17 protein-coding genes and 1 tRNA gene are annotated in these 17310 nt (G+C 41.0%); 5 read left to right on the forward strand and 13 right to left on the reverse strand.

Translation table 11 applies throughout. The features are described from left to right. Position 1 precedes the first annotated feature (1 nt). Positions 2–2881 (reverse strand): WG repeat-containing protein, encoded by a 2880-nt coding sequence (locus OKW21_RS07220; RefSeq protein WP_277478718.1) that lies wholly within the window; start codon positions 2879–2881, stop codon positions 2–4. A 178-nt stretch (positions 2882–3059) separates the two neighbouring features. On the opposite strand from OKW21_RS07220, the gene OKW21_RS07225 reads away from it, so the two are divergent. From OKW21_RS07225 to OKW21_RS07235, 3 genes are all read left to right on the forward strand, one after another. Further along, a tRNA-Pro gene (locus OKW21_RS07225) sits at positions 3060–3134 on the forward strand. Positions 3135–3434: 300 nt separating this feature from the next. Next, a complete protein-coding gene (locus OKW21_RS07230; protein WP_277478720.1) occupies positions 3435–3653 on the forward strand; it encodes an Arm DNA-binding domain-containing protein in 219 nt (72 codons plus the stop codon). Positions 3654–3816: 163 nt separating this feature from the next. Continuing rightward, complete coding sequence (locus OKW21_RS07235) at positions 3817–4050, forward strand: cupin domain-containing protein (RefSeq protein WP_277487625.1); 234 nt, start codon at positions 3817–3819, stop codon at positions 4048–4050. Here OKW21_RS07235 and OKW21_RS07240 read toward each other — a convergent pair. The 4 genes from OKW21_RS07240 to OKW21_RS07255 form a co-directional block, all read right to left on the reverse strand. Beyond that, positions 4025–4537, reverse strand: a complete 513-nt coding sequence (locus tag OKW21_RS07240) for a recombinase family protein (protein ID WP_277478721.1) — start codon at positions 4535–4537, stop codon at positions 4025–4027. The genes OKW21_RS07235 and OKW21_RS07240 overlap by 26 nt on opposite strands. Next, complete coding sequence (locus OKW21_RS07245; RefSeq protein WP_277478723.1) at positions 4473–5030, reverse strand: IS630 family transposase; 558 nt, start codon at positions 5028–5030, stop codon at positions 4473–4475. Before OKW21_RS07245 ends, OKW21_RS07240 begins: the two co-directional genes overlap by 65 nt. A 97-nt stretch (positions 5031–5127) precedes the next feature. After that, a complete protein-coding gene (locus tag OKW21_RS07250) occupies positions 5128–5436 on the reverse strand; it encodes a COG3415 family protein (protein WP_277478725.1) in 309 nt (102 codons plus the stop codon). 71 nt (positions 5437–5507) lie between these two features. After that, positions 5508–5717: a hypothetical protein gene (locus OKW21_RS07255; protein ID WP_277478727.1), complete on the reverse strand. Its 210-nt coding sequence runs from the start codon at positions 5715–5717 to the stop codon at positions 5508–5510. 182 nt (positions 5718–5899) lie between these two features. Here OKW21_RS07255 and OKW21_RS07260 point away from each other — a divergent pair, with 182 nt between their 5' ends. Beyond that, complete coding sequence (locus OKW21_RS07260; protein ID WP_277478160.1) at positions 5900–7249, forward strand: IS4 family transposase; 1350 nt, start codon at positions 5900–5902, stop codon at positions 7247–7249. On the opposite strand, the gene OKW21_RS07265 is transcribed toward OKW21_RS07260, so the two are convergent. From OKW21_RS07265 to OKW21_RS07300, 8 genes are all read right to left on the reverse strand, one after another. Then, entirely contained in the window at positions 7234–8286 is a 1053-nt protein-coding gene (locus OKW21_RS07265) for a hypothetical protein (RefSeq protein WP_277487627.1), read from the reverse strand. The genes OKW21_RS07260 and OKW21_RS07265 overlap by 16 nt on opposite strands. After that, a complete protein-coding gene (locus tag OKW21_RS07270; RefSeq protein WP_277478729.1) occupies positions 8175–9083 on the reverse strand; it encodes a beta-N-acetylhexosaminidase in 909 nt (302 codons plus the stop codon). Before OKW21_RS07270 ends, OKW21_RS07265 begins: the two co-directional genes overlap by 112 nt. 171 nt (positions 9084–9254) lie before the next feature. Continuing rightward, positions 9255–10511, reverse strand: a complete 1257-nt coding sequence (locus OKW21_RS07275; RefSeq protein ID WP_277478731.1) for a 3-keto-disaccharide hydrolase — start codon at positions 10509–10511, stop codon at positions 9255–9257. Between the two features lie 43 nt (positions 10512–10554). Continuing rightward, positions 10555–11874 carry a Gfo/Idh/MocA family protein gene (locus OKW21_RS07280; protein WP_277478732.1) on the reverse strand — a complete coding sequence of 440 codons (1320 nt, stop codon included), beginning with the start codon at positions 11872–11874 and terminating at the stop codon, positions 10555–10557. A 60-nt stretch (positions 11875–11934) separates the two neighbouring features. Further along, positions 11935–12984 carry an amidohydrolase family protein gene (locus OKW21_RS07285; RefSeq protein WP_277478734.1) on the reverse strand — a complete coding sequence of 350 codons (1050 nt, stop codon included), beginning with the start codon at positions 12982–12984 and terminating at the stop codon, positions 11935–11937. Positions 12985–13051: 67 nt separating this feature from the next. Continuing rightward, on the reverse strand, positions 13052–13870 hold the full coding sequence (locus OKW21_RS07290; protein WP_277478736.1) for a class II fructose-bisphosphate aldolase: 819 nt from the start codon (positions 13868–13870) through the stop codon (positions 13052–13054). Beyond that, entirely contained in the window at positions 13854–14813 is a 960-nt protein-coding gene (locus OKW21_RS07295) for a carbohydrate kinase family protein (RefSeq protein WP_277478737.1), read from the reverse strand. The genes OKW21_RS07290 and OKW21_RS07295 overlap by 17 nt, the downstream gene beginning before the upstream one ends. Positions 14814–14901: 88 nt before the next feature. Then, positions 14902–16134, reverse strand: a complete 1233-nt coding sequence (locus OKW21_RS07300; RefSeq protein WP_277478739.1) for an SIS domain-containing protein — start codon at positions 16132–16134, stop codon at positions 14902–14904. 248 nt (positions 16135–16382) lie between these two features. On the opposite strand from OKW21_RS07300, the gene agaR reads away from it, so the two are divergent. After that, complete coding sequence (agaR, locus tag OKW21_RS07305; protein ID WP_277478741.1) at positions 16383–17162, forward strand: transcriptional repressor AgaR; 780 nt, start codon at positions 16383–16385, stop codon at positions 17160–17162. Positions 17163–17310 lie beyond the last annotated feature (148 nt).

A 17310-nucleotide genomic window follows, 5' to 3' on the forward strand; every position in this document is an offset into this window, starting at 1 on the left:
TTTATTCTTCACAATAGACCCTGTCGTATTGCTCAGAAGTAAGTGCCTGTCGTTTGATAATCTTACCTGTATAATCCATATGGATGATAATATACAGCTCGGCCTCAGGCACATACTTTTCTGAATAGTAAATACTTTCCTCATCAGAGATACTTCCAAAAAGCCTGATATCATCGTAAGTAGGGCCAAGAATTTCACCTCTCTGATTGCTGAGGATACCATAGCCACCTTCTTTGTAAATCTTGATAACCATTTCCTGAGCAGCGGTTTCTACAACATCAAAGTCACTGATACCCTCATACAATACATAGTCCCCTTCTTCCTCGTACTTTTTTGTAGGTGAAAAGCGATAGATCATCCATTCCTCATTTGCTCTGACCAAGGCAGATGTATCATTCCAATACCTGATTTCATCAAAGATAAAGTCAGTTAGCTGGGTATTATTCTGGTTGATCAAACCATATCCATTTTTGTTTTTAGCAACATAAACTTCGTAATAAGATGAGTCCTCATGACTATAGACGGGCAGCCCGTAGGGCTGAAGCATGGCATCGTATTTAGGTTCAATCAAGGTATTGCTTGAATAACGGTAGATGCCGAATTTTTTATTTTGAAAAATGGCCAGTGTACTATCTTTGTAATTGCTGATACCCTGATAACGTATAGGAATGAGCTCATTGCCCAGGCTGTCAAGTAGGCCTTTTTTACCTTTATCTTCTACTACAAACTTTCCTGATGGATAAAGGCTAAGATTAGAAAAACGACCAGTCAGTACACGTTTTCCTGATTGACTCCAGACTTCTTTAGGCCCATTTTGAGGAGAGATAAGTAAGTATTCTTTTTCTTTTTCACCTGAAGAATTTCCTGGCTTAAGCAGTAAAAAATTGATTCTTTCGGGAGAAACTAATGCAAGTTTTCCACCGTGCTGGAATAACACCTTTACACTGTCTTTAGCATCCTGATAACTTTCAAATAAGAGTGCGAAACTTTCACCCACCAGTTTAACAGAGTCATACACTACCTTTTCATGCTCAGCCTGTAGGTCAAACAAATGGAAGCCTTCCTTATTTTTTAAAGCCAACCAACGGTTATTAAAATATGCTTTCTGATATATGGTTTCAGGCTGGTCAGCAAGCTTTTGCTTATCGTAGAGGTAATAGACGGCTTTTTTTCGGTTGAGTAAGCTATCATTCTTTACATATGCTTCTGTTCTATTCTCACGCAACAACCACTTCTTATGCTGACTTCCGTCTCCTTTGATCAGGCGGATAATATTGTGCCGGGCAAGAGGCACTGAGGTATCAAAATTAATATCTAATGCTGTTTCATATTCATCTGTAAATGCAGCAATATGCTCCTGGTCAATGAGTGCTACATCCTCATAAATGAAAGACAGCTTAAGCTTGTGTTGATCTGCTGATTCTATTATTTTTTTCCTGCTAGTAATGGCTTTTGACTTTTGCTTGCCTACCACTATAAAATTTCCGTAATCTTCAATTTCTTCATATATCGGTTCTAAAAGAACCCGGCCGGTGAAACTTATCAATCCCCATAATCCATCAGCTTGTATTTTGACAAACTGATAAGGCATGGATTCTGAGGATATGCCTGATACCAATAGTGCTGTGTCCAGAGGGTAGACACCGGGAGTTTTGGGATAAATAGTAGTCCCGGATTGGTGCATCAATTGATATTTTCCTTTCTCATTTTCAATGAGCATGAGCCCGGCATCCATAGCATGTACTTTCTGACGGTATAAATATCCAGGATGGCTAATATTATTAATGGGTAAGCGGTATTCGTATATCGTCTCATTATTTTTAGTCAGCAAACGATGGAAGACGTTACGCGCATCAGTAGTAGCCAGATGAACGAATTGGTTTGAAATACCCTCACATAAATAGCGGTTTGGAATCAAGTCATAGCTTGTTTCAATACTATATTTACCCTGACTGTTCAGAAGGCCATAATGTTCATTTTCAAAAATCGGAGCGAGAACACGCTTACTAACTTTATAAGCTTGGCGCAATGAATCTATGAAAGGGTAGTTATTATATTGAGTAAAAAAACTTTCTTCGTCTTGATCAACAAGGTACAGATGGAATAACAAATTTACTGCGAGTCTGAGGTGCTTACTTTCAGGATACTTCTCAATAAAGTCCTCATAAGCACTCAACTGGTTAGAGGCAGTAGTAATTTGTAATATTTGTTCTTCAGCCTGAGCACGGAAGGGCGAATCCGGAAAGGCTTCTAGAAATTCTATGTAACTCGCTAAGTTGCCGGCTTGGGTCTTATCACGAAAAACTAAGGTGTTAAACTTCTCGTTGGCAAGCCTGTATTCATCAGCTTCAGGATAAGTATCCATGAACTCTTTATAAGCCATATAGGTGTCCAAATTGCTTGCTGCCCTGTAGGCCAGGCTATTTCTGCTTTGAATTACTTGTTCTAGCTGGGATTGAGGAGCATCAGGGTGCGTATCTAAAAAATTTTGATACGACTGTACATCATGAGATTCTTGCGCTCTTTTGAAGGCTAAAGTATCGTTGAATAATTTTTGCCTGACGAGTGTGAAGCTATCAATACCTTGTTTATGCAGTTTTTCTTTTGTCTTTGCATCTGAAGATTGATAGTCTTTGATGGCTTGTTTGATAAAATAAAAAGAAGAGTCAATATCGTAAGCTTGGTAAGCAGTATCAGTGTAAAGGATGGAGTAAACATAATAGAGGTCTGCGTTGAGGCTATCTTTTAAGATTGCCTTATCAATTTTTCCTTTGGCTTCAATAAATTTTTGTTTTTGAATGAGTTTAAATGCCTGTTGACTGCTATTACAGGCAGACATTAGAATAGCTACAAGGAAAAAGTATAGTAAATGTATTTTCATGTATAAAAGCTGAATTTACTGCCAATATCGTAAAAAAAGGTGAGCAATAATTTTACCTAACTCACTAGCGAATCAACGAATTTATATAAGAAGATCATATGAAAGGTTTGGCAAGTTTTAAGAAAGCTTTATCTTTGCAACTCTAAAAAATCAGAAGGTGTTTTTAAATGCCTTATTACGGGATGTAGCGCAGCCCGGTTAGCGCACCACGTTAGGGACGTGGGGGTCGCTGGTTCGAATCCAGTCATCCCGACTTAGCAAAGAACAAAAGTCGGAAAAACCCCTTAAATCGTATGATTTGAGGGGTTTTTTGTTTTTCTACCCTCCAAATCATGCATACTATTTCAATAAAAATGTGCCTATTTCGTGGCCACCCTGGCGGGGTCTATTTTTTCTACTTACCTTTTAGGTACAGAAATGAGTGTAATGTATTGAAATACAGTTTGTTGCGCTCATAAAAATTAAACTGCTTTAGTTCGTTTTGAACGCTATTTGTGCCTAAATCAAATTTAGGCATACTAAAAGTATCTAAAACCTCTTAAAAAAAAGTAGTATGCGAAGTAACAAAACCTTTGGAATTTCTTTTTTTGTCAAGAAGTACCAAAAAGACAAGAACAACCAAGTGTCTATCTATGTGCGTATCTCAGTGGATGCTAAACGTCTGGATATGTCTATGCAACGAAAAATTGCTTCGGACCGATGGGATGATGTAAGGGGTATGACGCGGGGCTCAAAAGAAGAGATAAAACGACTTAACAATTATCTGGACTAAGCGAAGAGTCAGTTAATTGCCTGTAAAGAATCCTTAGCTAAAGAAAGGAGACTGATCACAGCAGAAGCCATCAAGAACCGTTACCTGGGACAAGACGAACGAGGTAAGACCTTAAAAGAATTGATTGAGTACCATAATGAAGAGATGAAAGACGAACTGGCATATACATCCGGCAGGACAGATTATACTGGCTACCGGAGGCGTGGGCTACTATCAGGAGAAAGGCAGTCCGAAACGAACCCTTGAAAAAGGAGATGTGGTAAAGTGTCCACCCAATGTCCCCCACTGGCATGGGGCAAGTGCGGATCAGGTGTTTATTCAAATCGCAATTACCGGCAGGCAAAATGGTCCTACTGAATGGTTAGAAGTAGTTACTGATGAGGAATATTTGCAGTGATTTCAGGTGGGTTTTCACGCACGATTTTATAGAGTGTAGATTTAGAGATGTGGAACATCTCCAGGATTTCGGCAATGGTGTGATCCTTATCATGATAGAGCTTAACCAATAACTTCTGCTTCTTTTTATCCAGGGAAGGAGGGCGGCCACCCATTCTTCCTCTGGCTCTTGCAGACAATAAGCCAGCCTGAGTTCTTTCCCGGATCAGATTACGCTCAAATTCTGCAAGAGCTCCGAACATATGGAAAATCAGTTTTCCTCCGGAAGTAATGGTATCTATAGATTCTTGCAGGCTCTTGAAAGCGATACCCTCACTTTCCAACCAGGTCACCCATTCAATCAGATTTCTTAAGGTTCTACCAAGCCTGTCTAATCTCCAAACCACCAAAGTATCTCCCGCTCTGAGCTGCTCCCTTAATTTGTCAAGTCCTGGTCGTTCGGCGCTTTTTCTTGAGCCCCTCCATATTCTGATAAGCTTGCAGATCAAACCAGTAGTATTTGATAAACTTCCATAATATCTCAATCTGATTGAGCTCAGGACAGTAGGGTGGTATGTATTGAAGAAACAATCCTTTCTGCTTCCAATAAGAAATATTTTGTGCTACTTTTTTGCTTGTATGGATAGATGCCCTGTCCAGAACTACTACCGTTTTTTTGGTGATTTGTTCGGCAAAAGCATCCAGACACGCGATGACTATACTGCTGTTGGCAGCACCATCAAACAAGAAGCTTTGACATTGGCATTCTTTGTTTATAGAACCTAGGATGGTGAGGTTTTGGCTTTGGCTAGAAGGTAGTTCGTAGCATGTTTCCTTAGGTTGCCAGGCGTATGGAATGGCAGGTGTTAAATTAACACCTGCCTCATCAAAATAGTATAGATCTAGTTCTCCTTGTTCTTCTAATGCCTTAAGGGGCTTGATTTCCTCTTTAAAGAAGGAAAACAGTATTGCATCTCGCTTACTCTTCAAACTCCTTCGCATGCGCTAATAACGATACCCAGCTGCTTTCAGAATGCGTTTAATCGTCCAGATACTGACTCGCTTACCAAAATGTTCAGCTACTTAAATCACCAAGTGTTTAATCTGTCGAATAGCTTTGTCTACATAGGCTAATAAACTTTTTTTCCTGTGAATCAAAGCTGCTTGGCCTACCAGAATGGGTAGCATCTGATAGACTGGTTAGTTTATTCTTTTCCCAACCAGTAAACCACTGACCAATAGTATCGCGGTTTACCTGACAAATATCAGCGTTAATTTTGAGCTCATACCCTTTATGGCTAAGCAATAGAGCCTGGGCATGTATCCGTTTTCGGTGGTTTACACTATCATGAAGCATCGTTTGAAGTTGCTCTCTTTCTTCTTGGGTTAAAGGAATTATGTAGCGCATGAGCATTTTTTATTATAAGGTAGAAAATACCTGTAAACTTTTGCTCTCCTACTTATCTCTTCAAGGAGTTACTAATTAGGTACAGGTACTTCTTGCTGAAGCATATCACCTTTCAGAAAAGTATTTTCATAAAAAGTCATATATTCCTGAAGATTGTCTAAGTAGTCATCCATGCCCAGAAGCTGTTCATCATAAATGAGGTAAGTCATATCAGGACGACGGTTAGCATAATGATAGGCACGATCTTGCTGATAGAAATAAGCTTTATACGCTGTAGACATCCCTTTGGGCAAACGCGTCTTCTCCCAGGTATCTACCAGTTCGGAAAAAACTTTTTTCCTGCGTTTCAGGCTTTCTTCTACAATCTTTTCAGCCTTTTCCAGATTTTTGTAAGCAGCTTCATGACCTATTCATGTCTTATAAAAGTTGTAAATTAGGTTGAAAAAAAAAGGGAGGTAAACAGATGGAAGAGAGTTGGGGCATGCAAGAGTTTATGGGAAGTGCAGTAGAAGATAAACGCGAGGCAAAGAGTTTGTCACTGATGGCTGATCGTCTTTTAGCTAACCCTGAGCTTTCCTTTAGTAGTGCAGTAGGAGAGAATTTCCGTAAATCAGCCTGGCGGATATTTTCCAAACAGGAAGTAGACGTCAGCTACGGCCACTATAGGCAAACGAGCAAGCGCTGTGCCGACCAGGATGTGGTTTTGGTGAGTCAGGATACAACAGACTTGAATTATGCCAGTCATGTCGCTACTGAAGGTCTGGGCGACTTAGGCGGCAGTCATGTAAATCCAGGGCTTTGCCTGCATACGGCCATGGCTCTGAGTGAGCAGGGAACGGCTTTGGGCCTGGTAGGACAAAAGCTGTGGCCTCCCCAATCCACAGGACGTACAAAGCAGGTGCAGTTTTATCCTTTAGAAGAAAAAGAGAGTTATCGGTGGGTAGAAGCCCTACAGTGGGTGGATCAGCATTTAGCTAAAGCCAAGAAGGTGATCGTAATCTCCGACAGAGAATCTGATTTTTATGAGTACATGACTGCTCGCCGCTCCAAACATGTAGAATTACTCTTCAGGGCACATCATCTCAACCGAAAGGTGCATTATGAGCAAGAAAAGATGCTTCTTAAAGAAGTGGTTTTTCCCAATACTACTAAAGTAGAAGTTTACCTGCCCAGGACCAGCAAGAGAAAAGAGCGTAATGCTAAGCTGCAGGTAAGCTGGGGTAAGATCACATGCCCTGTCCCTACTTATAAAAAAGGAGAAGATATTGACTTATGGGTGGTAGTAGCTCAAGAAACACATACTCCGGCAGGAGAAGAACCGCGCAGCGAACCGCCTCTGCTATGGTATTTACTCACTACCATCAATATAGAAGATCAAGCTGCTGCTTTGCTGATGATAGATTATTACCGGAAACGATGGGTGATTGAACGCTGGCATATGGTGCTGAAGAGTGGTATGCAGATAGAAAAGCTACAGTTTGATACTTTCACACGACTATCTCATGCCATTGCTATGCTCTGTATTGTAGCCTGGCAATTGATCTGGCTTAAGCATCTGGCAGCAGAAAGTGCCCAATTAGCTGCAGAGAAAATATTTGAACCGCTACAAATAGAAGTCTTAGAAAAGCATAGTGGCAGAAAAGAACTCAGTGTACAGCAGGCATTGATCATCATCGCTGCCCTGGCCGGGTTTACGCCTACTAAAAAGCAGCCCTTCCCTGGAGAAAAAACCATGTGGAGAGGGTGGGCCATCTTCTCTCAACTCTGCCATGGATACCTTCTCGCTTCGCAGATAAATTATGAGACAGGATAAGCTTCATGACTCAAGAAATGCTGTTTATGTGCTTCAGTAATGGCCTTTTCTAGCGCTGATAAGTCCAGATAGGTATGAGCAGTGTGTCTAATTAGCTTGGCAATGGTGGCAAATACTTCAAAATCATAAGTATTTTTTATATGCCTCTTTATGTTTTCCTGGCAGATCAATATTGCCCTGTCCATTTTTTCATACATTTCTTTTGACTTTTCTATCCGCTCCGCATATTCCCGATTCCAGTAAGGATCGTACTCAAGGGCATCACCCCGAGGTAAGTCGGGTAAATGTGTTTTGCCCACATTGGCATGATGCCATATCTTCCGCTCAAAACTTTCCATATAATAAAAAGCTCCCTCGTTCAGCAACATAAAAAGTTCATCCACATCCTTTACCGCATCACCGTAATAGTTGAAGAAGAATTTTTCTTTAAACTCTTCCAGTCCCGGATTATCGGCACTCCATGCGTATTCAGCGGAGGTGGCGAAGCTGAGCATCCATACCTGATTGTGCAAACCCGCATCATCCCAGGAAGTGTTGATCATACCATCAAATAGGCCAGAACCAATGTTGGAGGTTAAAAAATTATAGGAGCGCTCCAGACTTCCCATAATTTTTTTATCTCTGTTTTTACGAAAATAATAAGGAAGAAACAGCTGCTCAATGCCAGGATTAGGGTCGTAAGCATATAATGTATACCCCAGCGCTTTTGCCTCTTTGGCATATTGAAAGTCAGGAGTTTCATAATCATAACTTTCAGTAAGAATTACATCCTTTTGAGGAACAACTCCTTTGGCTGGTGAATCACTCATTTTCCAGCCCATAGGTCTCTCCCAAACCATAACTTCACGGCCCGTTTTCTGTAAATACTTGGCTGCTCTATTCACAAAAAGGTGATAAATACCACTGTTACCTATTTCTTTTGCTTTCACCTGGCATTCAGGGCCCATCCCAAGCTCAAAGGTTTCATCAGAACCAATATGAATGTATTGAGAGCCCGGAGTGGCTTCAATAGCGTCTTCCCAGAGATCAAAAAGCAGATCATAGGTGCCATCTTTAAGGGGGCAAATTCCCAATTAGATGCAGGGATTTCTCTCAGGTGAGCATACTGAGGCCATTTAAGTATGAAGCTCACATGACCAAGCCCCTGTACCAGAGGTACGATCTGGACATGATGTTGCTGAGCATATCTGGTAAACTCCTGCATTTCTTCCATGGTAAAGGCTCCGGGAGCGCCAATTTCAGGATGACTTGGATAAGCGAATTTATCTTCCCACTCCCACACCAACATATTGATTTTATATCTTGCCAGGTCCCGAATGAAGCTTTTTACGTATTCCTTTTTGTCCTGATGATGCTTGGTATCATAATGAGCTGCTCTTTGTGGCGTATCCGGCCAGTCTTTGATTTCCATACCTTTTATATAGGGAGCTTCTGAAGCATTTTTTTGAATCAACTGTAGCAAAGTTTGAGCGCCATAAAACAGACCTGCTTCTCCCTGAGCATGAATACTAAGCTGCTGGTCGTTGACAGTTACATGATAACCTTCTTCTCCAATATCCTTAGGCGCACCTTTTCTTGTCAGAATAATGGCATTCGTTTTAGCTGTTGATGTGATATTGGTTTGTTGTTTATACTCTTGATGTAAGGTGTTTGAAAGCTCATGGGCTGCAAACTTATCTTTTTCAGTAGCATTAGGATCTATTACTATATGATTATTGAGTATAAAATCAGCACCTTCTAAATTAACTTCCTGAGGGTAGGGGATCAGATGAATGCCAATCTCTGACAGCGCCGTTGGCTTATCTTGTGCCAGAATGTTTTGTGATAAGATCATAACTAAAAGCAGTACTACGAACCACTGTAGTTGACGGGTGCAAATGAACCTGATCAAGCCAATAAAACTGATAACACTTTTACAGCACTTTGCCATTAGGATTTTTCTCATCTTTTATTTCTGTAAGTAGTTTAGATCTGAATTTTGTGTGGAATTAGGTTGGCCCTAATGTCATTTTAGCTCTTTGATAAATAAGTTCGCAAACTGAAAAGTATTTCCTTCAGCATGATCATCCTGCAAGGCAATAGGCCCTTCATCAGGAATTCCCGGTAGTAATGCATCCTGAATTACCTCTTGATTATTCAGTTCTATACTTACTCTCTTATCCTTCATGGTAATGATAAACCTGTTCCATTCACCTGGGGGGTGGTCTGCTTTGACTTTTGGTACCACAGAGGCTCGCACTTCAGGCGAAAGTTTTTTATCTACCCGATACCCATAGATTTCACCGGAACCAATGTTTCTGATGCCTATGTTGACCTGGCTTTTAGAACTTCCTCTCAAATAAATTCCAGTGTCACCAGCATAAGCTACCGGAGCTTGTTTTTCACTGCCATCTTCTAATGTGGCATTTTCTCCGTTGGGCAGTACTACAGGCAGCATGGTCGTTTCAGGCTCTCTTGTCAAACGAACATCTGCTATAAGCTCAAAATCTTTATACGATTTCCGGGACCAGAGACATTTGTCTTGCTCTTCGCTTTTACCGTCATAATCCAGTTTCCAGTCCTGTGCTGTCCAATGTCCTTGGTGGCCTGGCTTCATTTCCCATTGCGATAAATCCACTCCATTGTAAAGAGATACAAAGCCCTGATCTAGCGTGGCAATTTCGTGTGGCTCAGGATGCGTAGAAGGAAGTTCTTGGATACGTATATTTCGGAAGTGCACCTCAGAACCTTCAGACTCCAGGCATATATAGCCTTTCCTTGGATTGCTTTGAAAACCTCCGGAAACCACTTTTCCATTGACGGCCAGGCTTATGCGGCCATCACGGCTCTCAATACGGTAGTGGTTCCATTCACCAGTTGGCTTTGCACGTTCTTCAGCGGGTAAGGAACGCATCCAGCCCTGGGGATGAGGGCGGTCAGGTTTCATTGTCGCTCCATGAATGGCAAAGACATCCCCATGATTGCCATCCATTACCTGACACTCAATTGCACGGGTAAAGGGTTGACCGGGAGCGGGTAGGGCATCGCTATGAATGAATACGCCTGCATTGCCATCTTCTTCCATATGTCGCCACTCTACCTCAAGGATGAAGTTTTCATACTGCTGTGTGGTTCTTAAAACTCCGCTAGGGATGCCTGAACAGACAATCATTTGGTCTTTCACCCGCCAGGTAGTAGGGGCTCCGTTTACATTGGTCCATCCACTAAGGTCGTGCCCATTGAATAAGTCCTGAAAATCATTTTCCTGATGGCATGAGCACATGAAAATGCTTAGCAGAAAGATGAGAACATATTTTAAATTCATTTTACATTACTTTAGTTTGTCCGGGAATCGGAATGGGATAATTGCCATCCGGGCCGGGTAGCACGGGAGGCTCAGCATCCCATGCGAATCTTTCAGGGAGCAGGCTCAGCTCTGAGTTGATAGCATCCTCCCACTGTATCATTTGGCCTGAATGGGCGGCCATACGTCCCATGATGGTCATCATACTGCTTTTTGCAGCCCATTCCGTATCATTGATAGGGTTTTCTTTGCGGATTGCGGCAAACAGTTCATCATGTTCCTGCTGGTAGGGATTAATTTCTTTTATTCCTCTGGTCCTCCAGAGAGATTTACCCTGCATATCTACTAATCCCTTCTTCATATCACCTGAGCCTTTTGTACCCTGAAAGAATGAACCTCCCTGATTATAGGTCCCGTCAATGGTACGTATCTGGCTATGGAGTTTACTGCCATCCGCATATTCATACTCAATATAAAAGTGATCAAAAATATCTCCTTTGTCGGGTCCTTGATAGGCTGCACGACCTCCTACACCTTGTGCTTTGACAGGATAAGCGCCTTTCACCCAATTGACTACATCGGTATTATGTATCTGCAAGCCTGCCGGTGAGCCTGCCCATAACCAACAGAAATAACGCCAGTTGCGCATCTGATACTCCATCTCCGACTGACCAGCCTGCCGGGGCAACAATGTGACATGCCCTATCATGTAGTAGCAGGTAGACGAAATGATCTCACCAATGGCTCCATCTTTTAGGCGACCTACAAATTCCTGGTAAACGGGATCATAGCGATTCTGTAAGCCAACAACCACACTCAGGTTTTTCTTTTTAGCTTCCTTTCCGGCAGCCAGTATTTTGCGAATACCGGGCGCATCAGAAGCCAGCGGTTTCTCCATAAAAACATGTTTGCCGGCATTGATGGCTTGTTCAAAATGCATGGGACGAAAAGCAGGAGGAGTGGCCAGGAGCACAACATCCGCGAGTGCAATGGCATCTTTGTAGGCATCAAAACCTACAAATTTATGTTCCTCAGGTACTTCTACTTTCTCTTTGACATTTCCTATCTTCTTAAGATTACCGTAAGTCTCATCCAGCCTGTCGCGAAAAGCGTCGGCCATAGCCACCAGTTTTACATTTTCATCGGCACTCAATGCCTGTACTGCAGCACCTGCTCCTCGTTTGCCACAGCCAATAAGGGCTATTTTCAAAGTATCATCACCCGTCGCATAGGCACTGGCTTCTACCGGAAGTTGGTAAAGGACTGCTCCTCCTAAAGCCGCAGAAGAGGCTTTCATAAAATGACGACGGCTGGAAGTATAGTTTTTTGATATATCTTTCATAATTAGATTGCTTTATATATTGGTCATGATTCCATAGCTTCTTTTTTCGTGTAGGATGACTTACATTCCTGGAAACCATTTTTTAGCGTTTTCACGATATATTTTATCTATCACCTGTTTAGGTAATTTTAGCCCTTTAAATTCATTTTCAACTTTAGGAACATTCATGGTTTCATCACTTGTGAAAAACTTCCAATGCCGAAGACGGATCTCATGGGCCTCCTTTTTCAAGTCTTCCGGGCTCATTTCACCATCAGTTTGTATATCTGTACCGTATAGTATTCTATCCTGATATTTGATAAAGAAGTCATGAACTTTTTGCCAGTCCGTTACTGCCTGATACTGAAGGTGAGAAATACGTGCGGCCATATCCACGGCCATATTGGGATATTCATCCAGTCGCTCTGCCAACGCATCTACACTCCATTCCAGGCTGCCGAGGTGAGCTCCTACAAACTTAAGATCGGGATGCTTTTCCAATAGTTTATCCCGGAAGTTGAGCTGATCTTCATAAGAAGGATATTCCGGGTGCAAATACATATGATATTCCGGATGTGTAGCAAAATAGTTTTTATCACCTGCTACAGTCATTTCTTCAACCGGCAACCAGCAGTTTTTAGGTTCACCCAAATGGCCAATTACAGTAATATTGTTTTCCTCCAGAAAATTGAAAATAGCGTCAAAGCGAGAATTATTAATCATGACAAATTCCCCATGCTGATCTTTCAATTCCATGCCTATGTTTTTCCAGACTTTCACAGCGATGGCACCATTAGAAAAAGATTGCTTTAAATAATCAAGAGCGATCTTTTGCCAGTTTTCATCTTCCCAGTTGTTCACTGTAAAGGCAGTAGCATAGTGCAAGTGATCTGGAAAAGCTTTAGCCTGGTGTAACGCATAATGCTGCTGATCCTCTAAAGAGGGATAAGAAGGGACGTCCACATTGATAGTAAGGAGCTTAAAATTATCCTCTGCTGACGAATTAACGAAAGATGAGTCAAAAGTCATGACGTGCACATGTACATCATATTTTGCTATGTTCTGATAGTCATCCATAGAATAATAGGTAGCAGAGGAATCCTCTTTTGGTGAACAATGTTGAAGCGTCATGAGAATGAATATACTTAAGACAATAAAAAAATTAAAGTTTCTCGCTGTTTTCATCAGTTGGATAAAATTATATGCTTACAATTTCCAGTTTCTCTTTGACCAGCGCAGTGACCGCAAGAATAGCCGGTGGAAAAACCTGGCGCAAATCAATTTCCTGAGTATCGCTCAAGTCTGTTTTCAGATGGGTCATAAATGTGTTTTTAATCTCAGTAGCTAAGTTGACCTTACAAACCCCTCTTTTGATGGCCTCCTTTAACTGAGGTGATGGAATCCCGGAACTACCATGCAGTACCAGAGCCGCCTGTGTAACAGCATGTATTTTGCTGAGCCTCTCCATATCAATTTGGGGAGCTTCAGTATAGAACCCATGCGCATTGCCTATTGCAACTGCCAGAGCATCTACTCCGGTCTGTTGGGCAAAATAACAGGCTTCTTCGGGCTCAGTGAAGCCAACTTTCTCTTTTGACTGACCCAGTTTGGCTACATATCCAAGTTCAGCCTCTACATTAGCATCATACTTTTTGGCAAGAGCAACTACTTGTAGTGTGATCGCAATATTTTCTTCCATCGTCTTTTCACTGGCATCGATCATGACAGAGTCAAAACCTGCATTCAGACATTGGGCAATTAATTGGTATGAGTCGGAATGATCCAGATGAAGCCAGCCTTCTACTTTATATTGTTTCAGTGCAGCTCTTGCCATGTTCACCGCTACTGGCAAACTTAAGTAATCAATGGAACTTTTGGTAAGTTGCAGGATGATGGGACACTTCATTGCGGAAGCTGCCTCTACCACACCTTTTAAAGTTTCATAGTTATAGAAATTGGTGGCAAGCAGGGAAGTCCCATTGGCTCGCATTTCTTTGAGTTTATCTTGCAGTCTCATGAGCCTGGTATCCGAATTTTTCTTTTGCAATCCTGGTAAAGTGGTTACGATCAGCGAAGGCTGAAGTACCTCCGACAGCGGTAGTGGAAATAGCGCCAATCAGGTTTCCGTACTCCTGGCAAGTTTCTACATCTGATTTTTGAATAAACTTATGGATGAAACCGGCGTTGAAACTGTCACCGGCACCGATAGCATCCACCACATCTCTGTTCAAGAACGGCTCCTGATAAAGTAGTCGTCCTTTGCTCCAACTGACTGAACCCTTATTTCCTCGTTTGACGACAATGGTATTACTAAATGCTTTTACAGAGTCAATCGCTTCAGTGAATTCATGCTTGCCTGTTAAGTGAAGAAATTCAGTTTCATTGGGTAGAAAAACATCTACAAAAGGAAGAATAGACGAAAGTTTTACATCCCATTTTTCTGAAGGGTCCCATTGGGTATCAAATGAGGTGCTTAGCCCTAAATTTTTAGCTTGTTGAAAAAGCTGTTGAACTTCCTCCTGAATTCCGGATTGTAAGAAGAAAGAAGAAAAGTGTAAATGGCGCGCTTGAGCAAGTTGTTCAGGCTGGATATCTTGTATACCCAAATGGTTCATGGCGCCAGGATGCGTGACCATTGCCCGGTCTTCACCAAAGTTTAGTACCACAGTCGCACCGGTTTGCAGATCTTTACTTTGTTTAATGTGACTGGTATCTACTCCTTTTGAATTCAGACTTTGCAGTATGAACTCACCAAAATGGTCTTTGCCAATTTTTCCTATAAATCCTACATTACTCCCCAGGCTGCTCAGATTACTGGCAAAAATGGCTGAAGAACTCCCTAGGGTTAGGGTCATTTGTTCAGCCAGTACCTCTTTCCCCACTTCGGGTAAGGGATTAATTCTGTTGAAAATCAGATCTACATTAAGTTCACCGACCACTAGCACATCAAACTTTTTCATAGGAGATGAAATTTTTAGAGTTAGTTGATAATCCTAGAATGATATTTTCTTACGGTTGCCATTCTGTTCACTTTTCCAGGCATTTAAATTACGCTTCAGGCGGACCTGCTGAATGATAAGGATAAATCGTGACACCCTGCACTACTCTGGAAATGGCTCCATTCACAGAGGGAGAGTCTGGTTTCAAACCCAGGTGAAGTGATTTGTAAAACCCGATTATCTGGGCAGGTATGACACTGCATACCGCAAGAAACTCTTCTTCAATTTTTTCATTTCCTGAAGATAATTCTATCATCAAATCTGGTTTCAAATCCTTTTGAGGAGATTCAGTCACCCCAATCTGAAACAAACCTTTTTCCCCCTTATTAATAGCTTTTATTAAGTCAACTTCATAGGGATGAACATATTCTCTATTGGAAAATAAATAAACCAGGAGTGTATGTGAGTTGATTACTGCTTGTGGCCCATGACGTAATCCTAAAAAAGAGTCATAGTTACAAATAACCTTGCCATCAGTAAGTTCCTGTAATTTCAGTTGTGACTCTCTGGCTGTTCCAAGTAGTGGACCAGAGCCCAGAAAAATTGCTCTTTGAAAGTCAAGTGTGGCTACTTTTTGTAAAGACGAAGAATACTTAGAAATTATCTTTTCACCATAAATAGCTAGTTGCTCAACTTGGTTTTTTAGTGCTTCTAATCGTTCAATTTGGGAGATTAATAAGCCTGTTAGCAACATTGAAGTAAAGCTTCCTGTCATGGCTAAGCCCAGATCATTTGATTCTGGTGGCAACAAAAAGATAAAGGTATTTTTGTCATATTTATTAGTAGCAAGCTGTCCAGAGGGGTTGCAGGTAATGATAAGGTGATAGACCTTTCTACAACGGGTATTAACTAAATTAACTGCTGCTATACTTTCAGGGCTATTCCCGGAACGGGCAAAAGAAATAAGTAAAGTCGGGTGCTCAGGGCGTAGATAATCTTCTGGATGAGATACTAAATCAGTAGTGGCAATAGCATAAGTTGATTTACCGGTATTTCTCTTAAATGTACCCTGAAGAATATTGCCTATAAAGGCAGAAGTGCCTGCCCCTGCTATGATAATATCCAGTGTTTCATGAGCATATATATTTTTGAGAAATTTGGCAAGACTAGCTTGATGATATGCAACTAATTTCCAGGTTTTGAGCCAGAGTTCCGGTTGGGTAGAGATTTCTTTTGCTGTATGCAGTGCTCCTCTATATTCAAGTTCAGGAAGGTCATACCCCAGGTATTCCTGCATTGTCTCCTGATTATCTTTTAGCTTATAGTTGTTTTCAAAACTCATATTGTTATTTCGTTACGATTCAAATATAAAAACTTAATTATTTGTTTTCAAAACCTTTAATAGTTATTTTAAATGAGTCATTTAAGTTATAAAAGCTTATTAATATACTTTCTTTGCCATTATTGAGCGAAAAGTAGCTATGTTAAGTTTTTTTTGAACCTGAAGGTTTTTCTTACCCTTTTTAATATTATTACACCATTAAAAATAATTTTCTATCTATTGGAAGGGAGTTAATAAATTGAGAATCAATGTCTGAGTTAGATAAAAAAACTACAGTAGAACGTCGGGTAATTATCCTGGATAGGCTAGAGTCAAAAGGTCAAGTAGATGTGAGTTCACTAAGTAAGGAGCTGGGAGTGAGTGAAGTTACTATTCGTAATGATCTAGCACGCTTAGAGGAAAAGAAAATGCTGATCAGGGCACGTGGAGGGGCTATCAGACTAGATCGGGTAGCAGTTGACTTTGATTTATCAGATAAAAATAAACAGCATTACGAAGAGAAAATGCGAATTGGTGTGACGGCAGCCAAACTGGTTGAAGAGGGTGATACTATTATCTTAGATTCAGGCACTACTACTATTGAAATCGCAAAAAATTTATCTGCTTCCAATACCTTGACCGTAATTACTAATGCCCTCAATGTGGCTAGTATCTTAGCAGAACATAAAAATGCAAATGTGATTATTCCGGGTGGCTTCTTAAGAAAAAATTCATTGTCTTTAGTAGGTGCGACTGCTGAAGAAAGTTACCGTAATTATTTTTGTGATAAGCTATTCATTGCCGTTGATGGCTTCAGTGCAGCACATGGCTTGTCTACACCTAATGTAGAAGAAGCACATCTAAATCGGGTAATGATAGAAATCTCCAAGAAGGTAATTGTGGTGGCAGATTCTAGTAAATTCCTTAAAAGGAGTTTTGCTTTTATTGCGCCTATCTCTGATATTGATGTGGTAATTACCGATTCCGGTATCCCTACTGAAGAACACAAAAAGCTTGAAAATGCCGGTGTGCAGGTTGTTATCGCTTAACTTGCTATACATGTTAAATAAGTAATTTTAAATGCTATTGCAGAGGGGGTATTTGATAGTAATCTCTCTGCGTTTTTTTGCTTTTATTTGATTTGCTTTATCACTTTTATCCTTCCTCTGGAGGTTTACATTACTATAAAGTACAGAG

This window comes from Catalinimonas alkaloidigena (genome assembly GCF_029504655.1).
GTDB lineage: Bacteria > Bacteroidota > Bacteroidia > Cytophagales > Cyclobacteriaceae > Catalinimonas > Catalinimonas alkaloidigena.